Consider the following 17,366-nt stretch of genomic DNA (forward strand, 5'->3'; position numbering starts at 1 on the left):
CCCATTACAAAGCCGTAATCCTCTCGACAGGAGGGCGACGGCGAGACGCTGTCAGGCTGGCATCTCCATCACCACAGGAGAGCCTTCCATGCGCCTATCCCGAACGCTGATCGCCGCCCTCGGCCTGTGCGCCGCCGCCCCGGTCCTGGCCGCCGACAATCCGCTGAGCGTGCACGTGCTCAATATCCAGTCCGGCCAGCCGTCGCCGGGCGTCGAGGTCCAGTTGGAGAAGCAGACCGAGAGCGGCTGGGAGACCCTGGCCACCGGCACCACGGCGGAGTCGGGCCGCATCTCAGCGCTCTATCCCGACGATCAGCCCTTCACCCCGGGCCTGTATCGCGTCACCTTCGAGACCGGAGACTGGTTCGCCGAGCGCGACACCGATACCTTCTTCCCAGAGATCCCGGTGCCCTTCGAGGTCGACGACACCGACCAGCACTACCATATCCCGCTGCTGCTGAGCCCCTACGGCTACTCGACCTACCGCGGCAGCTAACGCGCCGCCGGCGCGCCGAATGCAAGAAGCCCCCGACCGAGGTCGGGGGCTTCTTGCGATGGCGCATGGTTTTCCGCGCCAGGAGCCGGCTCAAGCAGTGGCGCGAGCCTCGTGTCGCCGGGCAATCAGGGCTGCCGCACTGCCCGCCGCTCGGCCGGCTCGCCCCAGACGCGGCGCAACACCAGGGCCGTGGCCACCAGTACGACGGCGCCGGAAGCCCCACCGATCAGGGCGCTGCCGGACAGGCCGGCGACGAAGAACGCCAGGATCCCGGCCAGGCCCGCAGTGACCGCATAGGGCAGTTGGGTGCGCACGTGATCGATGTGGTCGCAGGACGAGCCCGCCGAGGACAGGATGGTGGTGTCCGAGATCGGCGAACAGTGGTCGCCGAAGATGCCGCCGCTAAGCACCGCCGCGATGGCCAGCGCCAGCGGCAGGTCCATGGCCACCGCCACCGGCATGGCGATGGGAATCAGGATGGCGAAGGTGCCGTAGGAGGTGCCAGTGGTGAAGGCCACCAGGGCGCCGATCAAGAACAGCAGCACCGGCACCAGGCTGGGAGAGATGCTGGCCTCGGCCAGGGTCACCAGGTAGTCGGCGGTGCCAAGCTCGGTGGTCACGCTGCCGATCGACCAGGCCAGGGTCAGGATGATGTAGACCAGGGTCATGCTCTTGATGCCATCGACCACGATTTCCATGGCCTCGCGGAAGTCGAACAGCCGCTGAGCCATGCCCATGGTGAGCCCCACGGCCACGGCCACGAAGGTGGCGATCAGGATCGACTGGCCGCCGTCGGCCTCGCCCACCGCGGTGACCAGGTCATTCTCGGGAAAGTTGCCGGTCCACAGGAACAGCGGCGGGATCATGCCCACCAGCACGCCGATCGGCACCAGCATGTTGCGCTTGCGGGCCTGGTGCTCCGGCACCGTGGCCATCTCCTCGACCTCGTGACCGGAGGGCGGGTTAGCGCCCTCGGCCATCACCTCGCCGGTGCTTCGGGCCCGCGCTTCGGCCCGGGCCATGGGGCCGAAATCCCCCTGGGTGACGACCAGGAAGACGATCAGCCCCAGCGCCAGCCAGGCGTAGAAGTTGAGCGGAATCGACGACAGGTAGATCAGGTACTCGGAGCCATCGATCTCCATGGTCGAAAGCTGAGTGCCGATCAGGCCCATCACGAACACCACCCAGGTGGAGACCGGTCCCAGCAGGCACATTGGTGCCGAGGTGGAATCGACGATATAGGCCAGTTTCTCCCGGGAGACGCGCATGCGATCGGTGATCGGGCGCATCACGCTGCCCACGGTCAGGGCATTGAAGTAGTCCTCGAAGAAGATCAGCACCCCGAGCCCCAGGGTCGCGCCCTGGGCGCCACGCCGTGAGGCCACCCGGGCGGAGATCGAGCGGGCGATGGCCTGGGCGCCGCCGGTGCGCTGCAGCACGCCGATCAAGACGCCGAACAGGCCACAGTAGATCAGCACCGTGACGCTCCATTCGTCGCCGACGCTGGGGATGATGAAGTCGCCGAAACTCGCGTAGAGGCCGGCCGCGGGGTTGCCGCCGGCCAGCATGGTGGCGCCCAGCCAGACGCCACAGAACAGCGCCGGAATCACGTTGCGCGTCGCCAACGCCAGCACGATGGCCAGCACGGGCGGCAGCAGGGAAAAGGCTCCGAATGACATCAGGGAATCTCCAGAGAATGCATGTCGGTCACCGCCGGGATATCCGGGGCCCCGCATCGCCGTCGCCCGGCCACCCAGTAAGCGGCTACGGCGTAGAGCAGCCGGGCATCCTAGGTGCCCCGGGGCGCTCCGGCAAGGGCAATGTCACATCCCCACAAGCCGCGGCCGAAATACCGCAAGCGCCGCGATACGGCGCCTGGGGGAGAGTTCTGGAAATTCAGAGGGTAAGGAGGGTGCTTGTGGAACGCGGCGCGATCAGGCCGCAGTGGCGCGAGCCTTGCGGATGCGCTCGTAGGCGTTGCCGATCTCGCTGGTACGCTCCTTGGCGACCTCGCGCATGCTCTCGGGCATGCCCTTGGCGGCAAGCTTATCGGGGTGATTCTCGCTCATCAGGCGCCGATAGGCCTTCTTGATCTCGGCGTCGCTGGCCTCGGCCGAGACCCCAAGCACCTGATAGGCGTCCTCCAGGGAGGGGCCCGAGTCACCCGCAGCCTCGGGGCCACCGCGCAGCATCGCCTCGATCTGGGCGATCTCGGCCTCGGAGCAGCCCAGCCCGCGCATCACCCGCATCAGCATCTCCTGCTCGGCGGGGTGCAGCTGTCCGTCGGCGGCGATCGCCGCCAGCTGAACCTGCAGGAACACCTGGCGCAGGGCCGGCTGGGAGCCGACGATCTGGCGTACCTTGGCCAGCTCGGCGTCCAGATCGAAATCCGCGCTCTTGCCACGGGTGAAGTCGGCCCGCGCCTTGGCGCGCTGGGTCTCGCCGAGACGCAGGCGATCCCAGAGCTTGCGCGAGGCCTCGAGCTCGTCCTCGGAGACCCGGCCATCGGCCTTGCACAGGCAGCCCATGACCGCGAAGGTCGACTCGAGGAACTGCGCCTGCACCCCGGCCAGCTTGCCCAGCATGCTCTTGCGCAGGCGCTGCACCAGCCAGTAGCCGAGGCCGCCGCCGATCAAAAGCCCCAGGGGGCCGCCGATCCACAGGCCCAGCAGCGCACCGATAATAATGGCCATCATCATGGCGTCTCTCCCTGTTCCGTGGCGGCGGGGTCATTCCCCAGCCGGCGGCGAATCGCCGCCTCGATGCCCTCGGCGTCGAGGCGGCATTCGATCAACAGCTCCGCCGGCTTGCCGTGCTCGACGAAGGTATCCGGCAGGCCCAGTTGCAGCAGCGCGACGCCGAGCCCCTCGGCAGCCAGCAGCTCGCCCACGCCGCTGCCGGCGCCGCCGGCCACCACATTCTCCTCCAGGGTCACCAGCAGGTCATGGTCGGCGGCCGCGGCCAGCACCGCCTCGCGGTCCAGCGGCTTGACCGAGCGCATGTTGAGGTGGGTCGCATCGAGCCGTTCGGCCACCTCGGCGGCCGGGCCATTGAGGCTGCCGAAGGCCAGCAGCGCGATCTTCGGGCCCTGACTGCCGGCGCGGCGACGCAGCTGCGCCTCGCCGATCGGCAGCGGCTCCAGGTGCTCGGGCATCTCGACGCCCGGCCCGGTGCCGCGCGGATAGCGCACCGCGGCGGGCCCCGGATGATGGTAGGCGGCGCTGAGCATGGCCCGGCACTCGGCCTCGTCTGCCGGCGCCAGCACCACCATGCCCGGCACGCAGCGCAGGTAGGACAGGTCCAGGGCGCCGTGGTGAGTGGGCCCGTCCTCGCCGACCAGGCCGGCGCGGTCGATGGCGAAGGTCACGTCCAGTTCCTGCACCGCCACGTCGTGGATCAGCTGATCGTAGCCGCGCTGCAGGAAGGTGGAGTAGATCGCCACCACCGGCTTCATGGCCTCGCAGGCCAGGCCGGCGGCCAGCGTCACGGCGTGCTGTTCGGCGATCGCCACATCGTAGTAGCGCTCGGGATATTCCTGGGAGAAGCGAATCAGGTCCGAGCCCTCGCGCATCGCCGGAGTGACGCCGATCAGCCGCTCGTCGGCCGCCGCCATGTCGCACAGCCAGTCGCCGAAGACGTTGCAGTACTTCTGCTTTTTCTTTGCCGGCGGCGTGGAGGGCTTGAGCGGCGGCGGGGTGTCGCCGTTCTTTTCCGGCTCGTTCTTTTCCAACTTGGTGATCGCGTGGTAGCCGATGGGGTCGGCCTCGGCGGGCAGGAAGCCGCGCCCCTTGCGGGTCTTCACGTGCAGGAACTGCGGGCCCTCCAGGTCGCGCATGTTGCGCAGCGTCTGGGTCAGGGTCGCCAGGTCGTGGCCGTCGATGGGACCGATGTAGTTGAAGCCCATCTCCTCGAACAGGGTGGCCGGGCTGACCATACCCTTCATGTGTTCCTCGGTGCGCCGCGCCAGCTCCAGGGCCCCAGGCAGGTGCGAGAGCACCCTCTTGCCGCCCTCACGCATGCTGGTATAGGGCTTGCTGGCCAGGATCCGCGCCAGATAGCTGGCGATGCCGCCGACGTTCTCGGAGATCGACATCTCGTTGTCGTTGAGCACCACCAGCAGGTTGGCGTCGACGTGGCCGGCATGGGCCAGGGCCTCGAAGGCCATGCCGGCGGTCAACGCTCCGTCGCCGATCACCGCGCAGGCCCGGCGCTTCTCGCCGCGGGTGCGCGCGGCCAGCGCCATGCCCAGCGCCGCGGAGATCGAGGTGCTGGAATGGCCGACGCCGAAGGTGTCGTACTCCGACTCGGCGCGCCGCGGAAAGGCCGCCAGGCCGCCGTACTGGCGGATCCCGATCATCGCCTCGCGGCGCCCGGTGAGGATCTTGTGGGGATAGGCCTGGTGGCCGACATCCCACACCAGGCGGTCGTAGGGCGTTTCCAGGGCATGGTGCAGCGCCACCGTGAGCTCCACGACGCCGAGGCCGGCACCGAAGTGCCCGCCCGAGACGCCCACGCTGTAGAGCAGGTAGGCGCGCAACTCGTCGGCCACCTGGGCGAGCTGGGCATCGTCCATGGCTCGCAGGGCGGCCGGCGTCTCCAGGGTGTCGAGCAGCGGCGTCGCCGGACGCTCGACCGGAATGTCATCGAACAGCTTCATGAAGACTCTATCTGTCAGGGAAGCCGACATGGGCCTCCTCAGTGGTCACGCTCGATCATGTATCGGGCCAGTGCGGCCAGCGGCGCGGCGGCATCGCCCATCGGCGCCAGTGCCGCCACGCCCTCATCGACCAGCTCGGCGGCCCGGGCCCGAGCGCCCTCCAACCCCAGCAGGCTGGGATAGGTCGGCTTGTCGCGGGCGGCATCGGCTCCCGAGGCCTTGCCCAGGGTCGCCGTGTCGCCGGTGACGTCGAGCACGTCGTCGTGGACCTGGAAGGCCAGACCGATGGCCTCGGCGTAGCGTTCCAGAGCGACCAGCCGCGGGTCGTCCTCGGCTACCGCGACCAGGCCACCCAGCCTGACTGCGGTGCGAATCAGCGCGCCGGTCTTGTGGCGATGCATGGTGGCCAGCGCCGTCACGTCAGGGTGGCCGCCCACCGCGGCCAGGTCCAGCGCTTGTCCCGCCACCATGCCATCTCGGCCGGCGGCGCGGGCCAGGGAGGCGATCATCGCCGGCAACCGCGGATGGGCCGTCGTGGCCAATACCTCGAAGGCCAGCGCCTGGAGGGCGTCGCCGGCGAGGATCGCCGTGGCCTCGTCATAGGCCCGATGCACCGTGGGCTGACCGCGCCGCAGGTCATCATCATCCATCGCCGGCAAGTCGTCGTGAACCAGCGAGTAGGCGTGAATCAGCTCCAGCGCCGCCGCCGGTGCGTCCAGCGCCGTCTCGTCGGCGCCCAAGGCACGGCCGGCGGCGTACACCAGTACCGGCCGCAGGCGCTTGCCGCCCACCAGCACGCCGTGGCGCATCGCCGCTTCGAGACGCGGCGACGGCGCCGAGCGTTCGGCGAAGAGGCGCTCCAGGGTGGCATCGGCCCGCGCCCGATCGGCGGCCAGTCGCGCCGCCAGATTATCAGCGTTCACCATCATCCTCCGCGGGCGGGGCGAAAGGCTGGAGGTCCATGCCACCGTCTTCGCCTTCGGTCAGGGTGCGAACCTTGAGCTCGGCCTCGTCGAGGCGGCGCTGTGCGTCGCGGGTCAATCGCACGCCTTGCTCGAAGGCCTCAAGCGAGCCCTCCAGCGTCAGTTCGCCGGACTCCAGCCGCGACACCAGCGCCTCCAGACGCTCGACGGTCGCAGCGAAGTCCGCCGGGGCGGCCTCGTCTCGGGGCTCGCTGTGCTGTTCCGCCATGGCTTTCCTCGTCGGTCGCTCCCACCATGAGGGCGACAGTATACACGCTCTCCCCCGGGGGTCGTCTGCCCCGTCAGGATCGCGGCCCAGGCCACGCGAGCCGGGGTGTGTCATGCAAGCGCCTCATATCGGCAGCGCAGCATTTTCATCTTGGCGCCCCGCGGCTGTGGTAACATATGTGGCCTCATTTCGAGCCGGCACCGGTCCAGGCCTCCGCGACCTGGCGGGTTCCATCGCTCCCCCACCTTGAACCGCAAGCGGCGCACACCTAAGAAGGGGTTGATTCGACCATGGCCAAGACGTCCCTGGACAAGAGCAAGATCAAGATCCTGCTGCTCGAGGGCATCCACCAGAGCGCGGTGGATAACTTACTCAACGCCGGGTACACCAACATCGAGCACCTGCCGACCTCGATGGACGAGGAAACGCTGATCGAGAAGATCCGCGACGTCCACTTCATCGGCATCCGTTCCCGGACCCAGCTCAACGAGCGCGTCTTCGACGCCGCCGAGAAGCTGGTGGCCGTGGGCTGCTTCTGCATCGGCACCAACCAGGTCGACCTGGACGCGGCGCTGGCGCGCGGCATCCCGGTATTCAACGCGCCCTACTCCAACACCCGCTCGGTGGCCGAGCTGGTACTGGCCGAATCGATCATGCTGCTGCGCGGCATCCCCGAGAAGAGCACCCGTGCCCACCAGGGCGGCTGGCTGAAGTCGGCCAAGAACTCCCACGAGGCACGCGGCAAGACCCTGGGCATCGTCGGTTACGGCAGCATCGGCGCCCAGCTCTCGGTGCTCGCCGAATCGCTCGGCTTCGACGTCATCTACTACGACGTGGTCACCAAGCTAGGCATGGGCAACGCCCGCCAGGTGGGCAGCCTCGAGGAGCTGCTGGCCCGCGCCGACATCGTCAGCCTGCACGTGCCGGACCTGCCCTCCACCCGCTGGATGATCGGCGAGGAGCAGATCGCGCTGATGAAGCCGGGCAGCATCCTGATCAACGCCTCCCGCGGCAGCGTGGTGGTCATCGAGGCGCTGGCCGAGGCCCTCGAGGCCGGCCGCCTTAACGGCGCCGCGGTGGACGTCTTCCCGGTGGAGCCCAAGGGCAACAACGAGGAGTTCGTCAGCCCGCTGCGCGGCCTGGCCAACGTCATCCTCACCCCGCACATCGGCGGCTCTACCCTGGAGGCCCAGGAGAACATCGGCATCGAGGTCTCCGAGAAGCTGGTCACCTACTCCGACAACGGCACCACCATCACCTCGGTCAACTTCCCCGAGGTGGCGCTGCCGGCCCACCCGGGCAAGCATCGCCTGCTGCATATCCACGACAACGTGCCGGGCGTGATGTCCGAGATCAACAAGGTGCTGTCCGAGAACGACATCAACATCCTCGGCCAGTACCTGCAGACCAACGAGCGCATCGGCTACGTGGTCATCGACGTCGACAAGGACTACGGTCCCCAGGCCCTGGAAGCACTGAGCCAGGTCGCCCATACCAAGCGGGTGCGGGTGCTCTACTCCGAGTCCAGCTACGAGGGCTGAGGCCGCCCCGGCCGTTCGCACGGCACCAGACCTCGACCACCGCCGCGTCATCGACGCGGCGGTTTTTTTCGCGATAATGATGAGCTGGCGATACATCGCTCGCCATCCCCCCTTCGCTTCAGGAATGACGCCATGCCGACCGGACCGGCCTATCTCATCGTGGTACTGGTGTGGGCCACCACGCCACTGGGCATCAAGTGGAGCGCCGAGGCCGGCGCGCCGATCGGCAGCGTGATGCTGCGCATGCTGATCGCCCTGGTCGCCGGCGCCCTGATCCTCGCCGTACTGCGCCGAGGGCTTCGCCGCGACCGCCGAGCACTGGCCAGCTACGCGGCCGCGGTCCCCGGGGTGTTCGGCGCCATGGCACTGAGCTATCACGCCTCTCAGCAGCTGCCCTCGGGGCTGCTTTCAGTGATGTTCGGCATGGCCCCGCTGATCTCGGGGCTGATCCTCCAGGCGCTGCCCGGGGCCCGCAAGCTGCGCCGCTGGCACTGGTTCGGCTGTGCCCTGGGCGTGGTGGGGCTCGGCGTCGTATTCCTCGACGGCCTCGGCGTGGGCGGCGGTCAGCTCGGCGCCCTGGTCATGATGCTCGCGGCGGTCACCCTGTTCAGCGGCAGCGGCATCGCCGTGCAGCGCGTGGCAGCCGGCCTCGGCCCCCTGGAACAGACCGTCGGCGCCCTGGCGCTGAGCCTGCCCTGCTTCCTGGCCCTGTGGCTGACCAGCGGCGAGCCGCTGACTATCCCGCTCAGCGAGCGTGGCCGCTGGGCAGTGCTCTACCTGGCGGTGTTCGGCTCACTGATCGGCTTCCTCTGCTACTACCTGATCCTCTCGCGACTGCACGCCGCCACCGTGGCCCTGGTGACCCTGATCACGCCAATCCTGGCGCTGGGCCTCGGCATGCTGCTGAACCAGGAACGCCCCTCGGCCTCGATGCTGATCGGCGCCGCGCTGATCCTGGTGGCACTGGGCGCCTATCTGTTCGGCGACCGCCTGAGCCGGCTCAAGGCCGCGGCACTTGCCCGAGAGCAGACGACCGACGAACGCCGTTGAGCTTGCGCCTTGACAGTCGCGCAAAACCCTCTCATTTTGTACACAATCCTTGATTCATCCACGACACACCGTCGTACACAACACTACAAAGGCACCTGAACCAAGGCTCCGGTCCTGACCAGACTTGGGTAACCCTTTGTCCACCCTGCCGCCCCCGGCGGCGTTTCAGGAGGACAATCATGACCGAGAACGCAAAGACCCTGTGGATCCGCCATCCCCGCGCCTGCAGCGACCCCAGCGCCGCCGGCGGAGTGGTGGTGCGCGGTGAGCGCATCGTCGAGGCGGTGCCCGCGGGCGGCACGCCCGACACCCCGGTCGACGCGAGCTTCGACGCCTCGGATCACGTGCTGCTGCCGGGCCTGGTCAACACCCATCACCACTTCTATCAGACCCTGACGCGAGCCTATTCACCGGCGCTGAACAAGGAACTCTTTCCTTGGCTGACCACCCTCTACGACGTCTGGGCCCACCTCGACGAGTCGCAGCTGGCGGTGGCCAGCGAGCTGGCCATGGTCGAGCTGTTGATGAGCGGCTGCACCACCGTGGCCGATCATCACTACGTGTTCTCCGGCGCCCTCGCCCAGGCCATCGACGTCCAGGTGGAAACCGCCCAGCGCCTCGGCGTACGCGCTGCCCTGACCCGCGGTTCGATGAGCGTGGGCCGCGATGACGGCGGCCTGCCGCCGCAGTCGGTGGTGCAGGACGAGGCCACCATCCTCGACGAGAGCGCGCGGCTGATCGATGCCTATCACCAGCGCGGCGACGGCGCCATGACCACCATCGCCCTGGCACCCTGCTCGCCGTTCTCGGTGAGCCGCGAGCTGATGCAGGAGAGCGCCAGCCTGGCCGAAGCGAAGGACGTGCGCCTGCACACCCACCTGGCCGAGACCGAGGACGAGACCGCCTACTGCGAGCGGCTGTTCGGCATGCGCCCGCTGGACTACCTGGAGGCCACCGGCTGGCTGTCCGCTCGCACCTGGCTGGCCCACGGCATCCACTTCAACGACGAGGAAGTGGCTCGACTGGGCGCCGCGGGCACCGGCATCGCCCACTGCCCGTCGTCTAACATGGTGCTGGGTTCGGGGCTTTGCCGCACCCTGGAGCTGGAAGCCGCCGGCTGTCCGGTGGGCCTGGCGGTCGACGGCTCCGCCTCCAACGACCACTCCAACCTCGCCGAGGAGATGCGCCAGGCGCTGCTGCTGGGGCGGCTGCGCTACGCCCCGAGCCGGGTCACTCACGATGACGTGATCCGCTGGGCGACCCAGGGCTCGGCCGGCTGCCTGGGCCGCGACGACATCGGCGGCCTGGCGCCCGGCCAGCAGGCCGACCTAGCACTGTTCCGCCTCGACGAGCCACGCTTCTCCGGCGCGGAGAATCCCATCGCCGCCCTGCTGCTGTGTGGCGCCCACCGCGCCGACCGCGTGATGGTCGCCGGGCAGTGGCGGGTGACCGAGGGCCGGCCGGTCGGCGTCGATCTCGACGCCCTGCTGGCCAGGCATGACCAGGCTGCCAAGGCGCTACGCAGCGCCGTCTAGTTCGAACGGGTTTCCAACAACGACAACAGGAGAGACCACCCATGTCGACACCCGATACCGCCACCGAGGCCAAGGCGCCGAAGGTGCGCAGTACCCACGACGTCAATGCCATGCCGCCGCTCGGCCGGGCGATTCCGTTAGGGCTTCAGCACGTGCTGGCGATGTTCGTCGGCAACGTGACCGTACCGATCATCATCGCCGGCGCCGCCGACCTCCCCGAGGACCAGACCGCCTTCATGATCCAGGCAGCCATGTTCGTGGCCGGCATCGCCACCCTGGTGCAGTCGCTGGGCCTCGGCCCCATCGGCGCCCGGCTGCCGATCGTCATGGGCACCAGCTTCGGCTTCGTGCCGGTGCTGATCCCCATCGCCGTGGGCATGGGGCTGCCGGCGGCGCTCGGCGCCGCGCTGTGCGGCGGCGTCGCCATGGCCCTGGTGGGGCTCTTCCTGCCCTGGTTCCGCTTCCTGTTCCCGCCGGTGGTCACCGGCAGCTTCGTGATCATGCTCGGCACCCTGCTGATGCCGGTGGGCTTTGCTTACGCCGGCGGCGGCTTCGGCGCCGAGGATTTCGGTGCGCTACACAACATCCTGCTGGCCACCCTGGTGCTGCTGGTCACCCTGGGCCTGCACCAGTTCGGCCGCGGCATCTGGTCCGAGGCCGCCCCGCTGGCCGGGCTAGTCATCGGCTACTTCACCGCCATGGCCTTCGGCCTGGTGGATTTCGGCCAGATCGTCTCCGCCGACTGGGTCTCGCTGCCCATGCCGCTGACCATCGGCCTGGAGTTCCACCTGGCCGCCATCATCCCGGTCGTGCTGCTGGCCGTGGTGACCTGCGCCGAGTCGATCGGCGACATCGTCGGCACCACCGCCGGCGGCATGGACCGCGAGCCTACCCACAAGGAACTCTCCGGCGGGGTGATGGCCGACGGCCTGGCCAGCGTGTTCGCCGCCGTCTTCAACGCCTTCCCGCAGATCAGCTTCAGCCAGAACGTCGGCATGGTCGCGCTCACCGGCGTGGTCAGCCGCTTCGTGGTGGCCATCGGCGGCGGTTTCCTGCTGCTGGCCGGCCTGCTGCCCAAGCTGGGCGGACTGATCTCGAGCATCCCCAATGCCGTGCTGGGCGGCGCCGTGCTGATCATGTTCGGCATGATCGCCAGCGCCGGCATCAAGATGCTCTCCCATATCGACTTCAACAAGCGCAACATGGTGATCATCGGCGTGTCGCTGTCGGCGGCCATCGGCCTGCCCGCCCAGGAGGGCCTCTACGCCGGCCTCGCCGAGAACGTCCGGGCGATCATCGAGTCCGGGCTGATCCCCGGCGCGCTGTGCGCCATCATCCTCAACCTGGTGCTGCCCAAGCACGACCGCACCTTCCGCGACGACGTCTGAACGGCCATCCTCCAACACTCTCGACGCAGCGGGGCCTCGCACATGCGAGGCCCCGTCTTGTGTCATGCCGTTTCACGCGCCTTGACAAGCGATGCTGCTACCGTGCTGGCGCCACCTTTGGATGGGTGTTCTCCACATGATGCCGCTCCCCCACCGGACGAATGAACAGGTTGGCCAGAAAGGCAATCATCAGCAATGCCGCCATGGCATACATGGTGGTGTTGTAGAGGCTGGACGTCGGATCCACCGTCCCAGGCGGTGCGATCTCCATCAATCGCGCGATAGTGACCGTGTTCGCCTCCACCAGTGCCTCCAATTGAGCCACCGGCGCGCCGAAGGCTTCTCGGAACGCCGCGGGATCAACCTTGGCGACCAGCTCGGTGATGGCGTTGTGACGTGACATGTCACGCAGGAAGGTGATAGCGAAGGGCCCCAGGATGCCGGCGGTCGACCAGGCGGTGAGAATGCGGCCATGGATGCCGCCCACGTGCAGGGTGCCGAAGACATCGGCCAAATAGGCTGGAATGGTCGAGAAACCACCTCCGTACATGGTGAAGATCACCATGGTCGCCGCATAGAAGCCGGACAGATATATGATGTTCGGGTTGCTGCTGACAGCCGAGGCCAGAAACGGAATCGACATGTAAAGCAAGGTGCCCAGAACAAAGAAACAGTGATAGGTATTCTTGCGGCCGATGTAATCCGATGTTGAAGCCCAGAAGAAGCGCCCCACCATGTTGAAGACCGAAATCATCAGCACATAAGCCGAGGCGAAGGATGCCGTGACGATACCCGGCATCGTGGAGCCGAAGATCTCGGTCATCATGGTCTTGGCCACGCCGATGACTCCGATCCCCGCGGTCACGTTGAAGCACAGCATGACCCACATCTGCCAGAACTGCGGTGTCTTGAGGGACTGATTGATGTGCACGTGGTGGCTGGTGATCATACTTCTAGCGTTTTGTTTATCCGGCGGTGTCCAGCCCTCCGGTTTCCAGCCCACCGGCGGCACCCGATAACTGAAGGACGCGATCAACATGATGACAAAATAGACGACCCCGAGGGTGACAAAGGTCGACGCGGCCCCGGTATCTCCCGTGCCCACCGCATAGACACCGGCTTCGCCTCCGCCCGGCAGTTCGGCAGCCTGGGCCGCCGAGGCAACGACCACCTCGATCTGGCCATTGGCCGTCTCGGCGAAACGGCGCCCCGCCTCGGTCATCAGTTCCACGGAATCCACGCCGCCGAGGTAGGTCGGCGCTTCGGCGAAGGTGTTCAGCAGGTAGCCGATCAGCGGCGCCCCGATCATGGCGCCGCCCCCAAAGCCCATGATCGCCATGCCGGTTGCCATGCCCCGCCGGTCGGGGAACCAGCGGATCAGGGTCGAGACGGGCGAGACGTAGGCCAGTCCCAGCCCACAGCCACCGATGACGCCATAGCCGAGATAGATCAGCCAGAGCTGATGACTGACAATGCCCACGGAACCGACCAGGAAGCCCCCGCCCCAGCAGAAGGCGGAGACTACGCCGACCATGCGTGGCCCGACCTCCTCGAGCCACTTGCCGCCGAACGCTGCAGCGAGCCCGAGGGTGAAGATGGCCACGGAAAAAATCCAGACGACGGATGATAAGTTCCAGTCACCGGCGGCCGGTGCCAATACCCCGAGCTGCCGGGTCAGGGCCGGATTGAAGACAGACCAGGCGTACACCGACCCGATGCAAAGGTGAATCGCGATGGAGGCCAGCGGCACCAGCCAGCGATTGAACCCGGGTTTGGCGACGATGTGCTCCTTCAGCAGGAAGGAGAATATGCCGCGAGAGTTGGCGTTACTCATTGTTGTAGTGTCTCCCATGTTGACCGCGCGTCCTTCTCGAGCGCGCTTGAAGGTCGTGATGCGACAAGCCGTCACACCCACGGAAGAATGGGACTCCGCCCCATCGGCGTCAAACAAAAACCCTTTATTATCAGAGAGATACAAGGACATCCTGTCGCAATCACTGCACCTGAGCCGGCATGAATGTGGCCGAATTGTTCTCGATGCCACCGGACGACCACGGCGAAACGGGACATTCTGACCTTCTCACGGACAAGAGGGCACCCAGACGGTAAACCGGCTTCCGGCACCCTGCTCGCTCACCGCCTCAATCCAGCCACCGGCGCGGGCCATGAGCGTCTGACTGATCGAGAGTCCCAGCCCCGTGCCCTGGGAGCGCTTAGTGGTGAAGAAGGGATCGAAGATATGCTTGAGCACCTCGGGCGCCATTCCTCTCCCGGTATTCGTGACGAGGACCGCCACTCCCGGTACGCCTTCGACGTCGCGATCCTCGGTTTCCAGGGTCAGGGTGCCGCCCTCGGGCATGGCATGAAGGGCGTTCACCACCAGGTTGATGATGACCTGCTGCAGCTCAGTCCGTTCCACCAGGATGGCCGCCGTGCTGCGATCATCCCGTTCGACGGCGATTTCGGCCTTTCTCGACAGGTGGCGAGTCAGCACCAGACAGTCATCGATCACTTCGGAGGGAACCAGGCGATTGGCCGATCCCGAGAACTCACCGGGCCGGGCGAACTGCAACAGCTTGGCGACAAGCGCCGAAATGCGGTGTACCTGATCGTCGATCAGGTCGAACTCGGTAGCGACCTCGTCGGCCCCTGAGCCGAGCGTCTGGCGGGCAACATCCAGATTGCCCTGGATGACCGCCACGGGATTGTTGATCTCGTGGGCGACGCCGGCGGTAATTTCGCCGACAGCGGCGAGCTTCTCAGACATCACGAGCTGCTCGGTGGTGCGCTCCAGACGGCGATTGGCGTCCCGAAGATCACGGGTGCGCTCCTCGACCTGGGCGTTCAGTTTGCTCGCCCAGCCACGCAGGCGACAATCTCGTTCCTGTACCTGGTCGAGCAGGTCATCGAGATGGCGGGCCACTCGGCTGATCTCGCCATGACCGCCGCCCGCACCGATGCGAGCCCCGAAATCCCCCGCCTCGACGCGTCCGATCGTCTCGTTCATGCGCTCCAGCGGACGGAAAATGCGTCGCGCCCAGCGCAGGAAGATCGGCACCGAGATAACGGTGATCGCCAGGAAGAGCAAAGCAATGAGAATGGTGCTGGAGGTTCGCGCCTCGCGAAACGGAGCCTCGAGGAAACCGACATAGAGCATGCCGACCCGCTCGCCGCGACTGTCGACGATGGGCTCATAGGCCGAGATATACCAGTCATTGACCACGAAGGCACGATCGAGCCAGACCTCGCCCCGTTCCAGCACCTGTGATCGGACCTCTGCCGAGACCCGGGTGCCCAGTGCACGCTCACCTTCGAACAAGCGCACATTGGTCGACACCCGGACATCATCGAGAAACAGGGTAGCCGTGCCCTGGCTACCCTCGGGCAAGCTGCGATCGCGATAAACCAGATCATTGATGGTATCGATAAAGTCGAGGTTGCGGTTCAGCAGTTGCCCGCCGACCAGGGCCGCGCGCTGGCCGCTCGGCAGTTGGACCGGCGCCGCCGCGTGCAGCATCATGCCGCTCTCCACCACGCTGCGGGAAGTAGGCACCGCTGCACGTGTCGGCACGATCGGCACCCTCGCACGCTCGGCGAGGAAGGGCGACAGCCCCGTCAACTGCGCATTATCGAAGACATCGACCGCACTCCGGGTCGTGCCATCGAGCGCCGCACGCACCACCGGCCAGGCACGAGCCTTAAAATCCGGCGCGGAAGGCGTGCCGGATGGAATGATGCGCCCACGGCGCGTGACCACGTACAGGACGTCGAGCCCAAGCGCACGGCGTCGGCGCTCGAGAAAATCCGACGCGGGGCCCGGCTGCGCCATGCCATCGGCGAAGGCAACGGATGCCCCCAGCGACTCGATGCGTCCTCCCAAATTCTCGCGTAACCGCGCTATGTACTGATGGGCAATGGTCAGATCGCCATTGACCTTTACCGTCAGCAAGTCATCCACCTTGCCGGACCAACGCCATACGGCCATGCCCAGCAACAAAGGCAGCAACACCAGCATCGGCAACAGGGCGATGACCAGCAATCGCACGCGCACCGACCGTGTCCAGGATGGCAGCACCCGCCTCATGTCAGATGCCCCAGGCGGCGCACTTTCGATCCACGGTCTTGCGCGAAACACCTAGCCGCCGGGCGGCCTCGGCACGGTTGCCATGAGTCGCCTCCAGAGCATCGAGTATCTGGCGTCGCTCGACGGCCTCGAGCGTCTCGATCTCGGCCTCGGGTGGTGGCGCCAGCGTCTCAAGCGGGAAGCGACCAAAGATCAAGGAGCGCTCGACGAAGTTCAGCAGCTCCCGGATATTCCCCGGCCAACGATGGCGCAGAATGGCCATTCGCGTGGTGGAGTCGATTTCCAGGCGCGCCAGGCCAAGCTGACGGGCGATCTCGGACATGAACAGCTCGGCCAGTGCCAGGGTATCCGCTCCACGACACCGCAACGGCGGCATCTTGATCTCGATGACATTGACCCGGAAATAGAGATCCTCCCGGAAACGCCCCTCGGCCACTTCACGGAGCAGATCCTTGGAGGTAGCACACACGAAACGCAGGTCCAGCGGCACCTCCTGCTCGCCACCCACCGGCCGCACGCTGCGATCCTCGAGCACTCGCGTCAGCGCCAGCTGTGCGGCGGCCGACAGCTCCCCGATCTCATCGAGAAAGACCGTACCTCCCTGGGCGGACACCAGCAGCCCTTCGCGATATCCCTCGGCACCAGCGAAAGCATTGCGCGTATGGCCGAACAGTTCGGTCTCCAGCATGTCGGCGGGAATCGCCGCGCAATTCACCGCCACAAAGGGATGAACTGCGCGTTCCGACGCAGCATGCAGATGCCGCGCCGCCACTTCCTTACCAGTGCCGGACTCACCGCAAACCAGAACCGGCGTCGGCATATTGACCACCCGCCCCAGGGTTCGACGCACCTCTTCGATCTCCTCGGAGTCGCCGATGAGCTCGCTGCGGCGGCGGCGCCAGATATCGATGCTCTGCAACTCATGGCGCAGCAAGACATTTTCTCGCTTGAGCTGCCCCAACTCGATGCAGCGACGGACGGCATTCAACACCTGGTTGGAACGCACCGGCTTGAGAATGAAATCACGTGCGCCGGCTCGCATGGCCTCGATGGCGGTATCCAGGTCGGCATAGGCCGTGACCACGATGGTGTCGGCGATAGCTCCCTGGCGATACCGTTCTCCCAGCCATTCGATACCATTGCGCCCAGGCATGACATTGTCGAGCAAGACCACGTCGAAACTCATCTGTCGCATCCAGATCTCGGCCTGCTCGATATTCTCGGCCTCGACGACTTCACGACAATACAGACGCAGCGTCTTCACCAGGAAATTGCGCATGCCCGGCTCGTCGTCGATCACCAGCACGGCGGCCCGAACCAGCAGCTCGGTCAACTCGTCCTGATGCCCTTCATTTCCCTGTTTCTGCTCGTCGTCTGGCATTGCCACTCCCCTTAATAACGACGCGGGCAATAGATGATAAGCC

At 66.6% G+C, this 17,366-nt stretch carries 13 protein-coding genes; 5 read left to right on the forward strand and 8 right to left on the reverse strand.

What is annotated here, in order from left to right; translation table 11 throughout:
• The first annotated feature begins 88 nt into the window (after positions 1–88).
• A complete protein-coding gene (gene uraH / locus ACGTN6_RS03180; protein WP_394589785.1) occupies positions 89–496 on the forward strand; it encodes a hydroxyisourate hydrolase in 408 nt (135 codons plus the stop codon).
• A 125-nt stretch (positions 497–621) separates the two neighbouring features.
• On the opposite strand, the gene ACGTN6_RS03185 is transcribed toward uraH, so the two are convergent.
• The 5 genes from ACGTN6_RS03185 to ACGTN6_RS03205 all read right to left on the reverse strand — a co-directional run bounded on the left by ACGTN6_RS03185 (position 622) and on the right by ACGTN6_RS03205 (position 6,344).
• The gene (locus ACGTN6_RS03185; RefSeq protein WP_394589786.1) at positions 622–2,175 is read right to left on the reverse strand and encodes a Na+/H+ antiporter NhaC family protein; all 1,554 of its coding nucleotides are present in this window, start codon (positions 2,173–2,175) and stop codon (positions 622–624) included.
• 255 nt (positions 2,176–2,430) lie between these two features.
• Positions 2,431–3,195, reverse strand: a complete 765-nt coding sequence (gene djlA / locus ACGTN6_RS03190; protein ID WP_394589787.1) for a co-chaperone DjlA — start codon at positions 3,193–3,195, stop codon at positions 2,431–2,433.
• On the reverse strand, positions 3,192–5,153 hold the full coding sequence (gene dxs / locus ACGTN6_RS03195) for a 1-deoxy-D-xylulose-5-phosphate synthase (protein ID WP_394589885.1): 1,962 nt from the start codon (positions 5,151–5,153) through the stop codon (positions 3,192–3,194). The genes djlA and dxs overlap by 4 nt, the downstream gene beginning before the upstream one ends.
• Before the next feature lie 38 nt (positions 5,154–5,191).
• Entirely contained in the window at positions 5,192–6,079 is an 888-nt protein-coding gene (gene ispA / locus ACGTN6_RS03200; protein ID WP_394589789.1) for a (2E,6E)-farnesyl diphosphate synthase, read from the reverse strand.
• The gene (locus tag ACGTN6_RS03205; RefSeq protein ID WP_394589791.1) at positions 6,066–6,344 is read right to left on the reverse strand and encodes an exodeoxyribonuclease VII small subunit; all 279 of its coding nucleotides are present in this window, start codon (positions 6,342–6,344) and stop codon (positions 6,066–6,068) included. Before ACGTN6_RS03205 ends, ispA begins: the two co-directional genes overlap by 14 nt.
• A gap of 290 nt (positions 6,345–6,634) precedes the next feature.
• Here ACGTN6_RS03205 and serA point away from each other — a divergent pair, with 290 nt between their 5' ends.
• The 4 genes from serA to ACGTN6_RS03225 all read left to right on the forward strand — a co-directional run bounded on the left by serA (position 6,635) and on the right by ACGTN6_RS03225 (position 11,858).
• Positions 6,635–7,885 (forward strand): phosphoglycerate dehydrogenase, encoded by a 1,251-nt coding sequence (serA, locus tag ACGTN6_RS03210; RefSeq protein WP_394589792.1) that lies wholly within the window; start codon positions 6,635–6,637, stop codon positions 7,883–7,885.
• 132 nt (positions 7,886–8,017) lie between these two features.
• On the forward strand, positions 8,018–8,935 hold the full coding sequence (locus ACGTN6_RS03215; protein WP_394589793.1) for a DMT family transporter: 918 nt from the start codon (positions 8,018–8,020) through the stop codon (positions 8,933–8,935).
• 179 nt (positions 8,936–9,114) lie between these two features.
• Positions 9,115–10,470 (forward strand): 8-oxoguanine deaminase, encoded by a 1,356-nt coding sequence (locus tag ACGTN6_RS03220; RefSeq protein ID WP_394589795.1) that lies wholly within the window; start codon positions 9,115–9,117, stop codon positions 10,468–10,470.
• Between the two features lie 41 nt (positions 10,471–10,511).
• Positions 10,512–11,858, forward strand: coding sequence for a uracil-xanthine permease family protein (locus ACGTN6_RS03225; RefSeq protein ID WP_394589797.1), 1,347 nt, complete (start codon positions 10,512–10,514; stop codon positions 11,856–11,858).
• Between the two features lie 97 nt (positions 11,859–11,955).
• Here ACGTN6_RS03225 and ACGTN6_RS03230 read toward each other — a convergent pair whose 3' ends face one another.
• The 3 genes from ACGTN6_RS03230 to ACGTN6_RS03240 form a co-directional block, all read right to left on the reverse strand.
• Positions 11,956–13,692, reverse strand: a complete 1,737-nt coding sequence (locus tag ACGTN6_RS03230; protein WP_394589799.1) for an OFA family MFS transporter — start codon at positions 13,690–13,692, stop codon at positions 11,956–11,958.
• A gap of 246 nt (positions 13,693–13,938) precedes the next feature.
• Positions 13,939–15,909, reverse strand: a complete 1,971-nt coding sequence (locus tag ACGTN6_RS03235; protein WP_394589801.1) for a sensor histidine kinase — start codon at positions 15,907–15,909, stop codon at positions 13,939–13,941.
• Positions 15,910–15,943: 34 nt separating this feature from the next.
• Complete coding sequence (locus ACGTN6_RS03240) at positions 15,944–17,323, reverse strand: sigma-54-dependent transcriptional regulator (protein WP_394589804.1); 1,380 nt, start codon at positions 17,321–17,323, stop codon at positions 15,944–15,946.
• Positions 17,324–17,366: the final 43 nt, after the last annotated feature.

It is taken from the genome of Halomonas sp. B23F22_20 (genome assembly GCF_043496985.1).
GTDB lineage: Bacteria > Pseudomonadota > Gammaproteobacteria > Pseudomonadales > Halomonadaceae > Halomonas.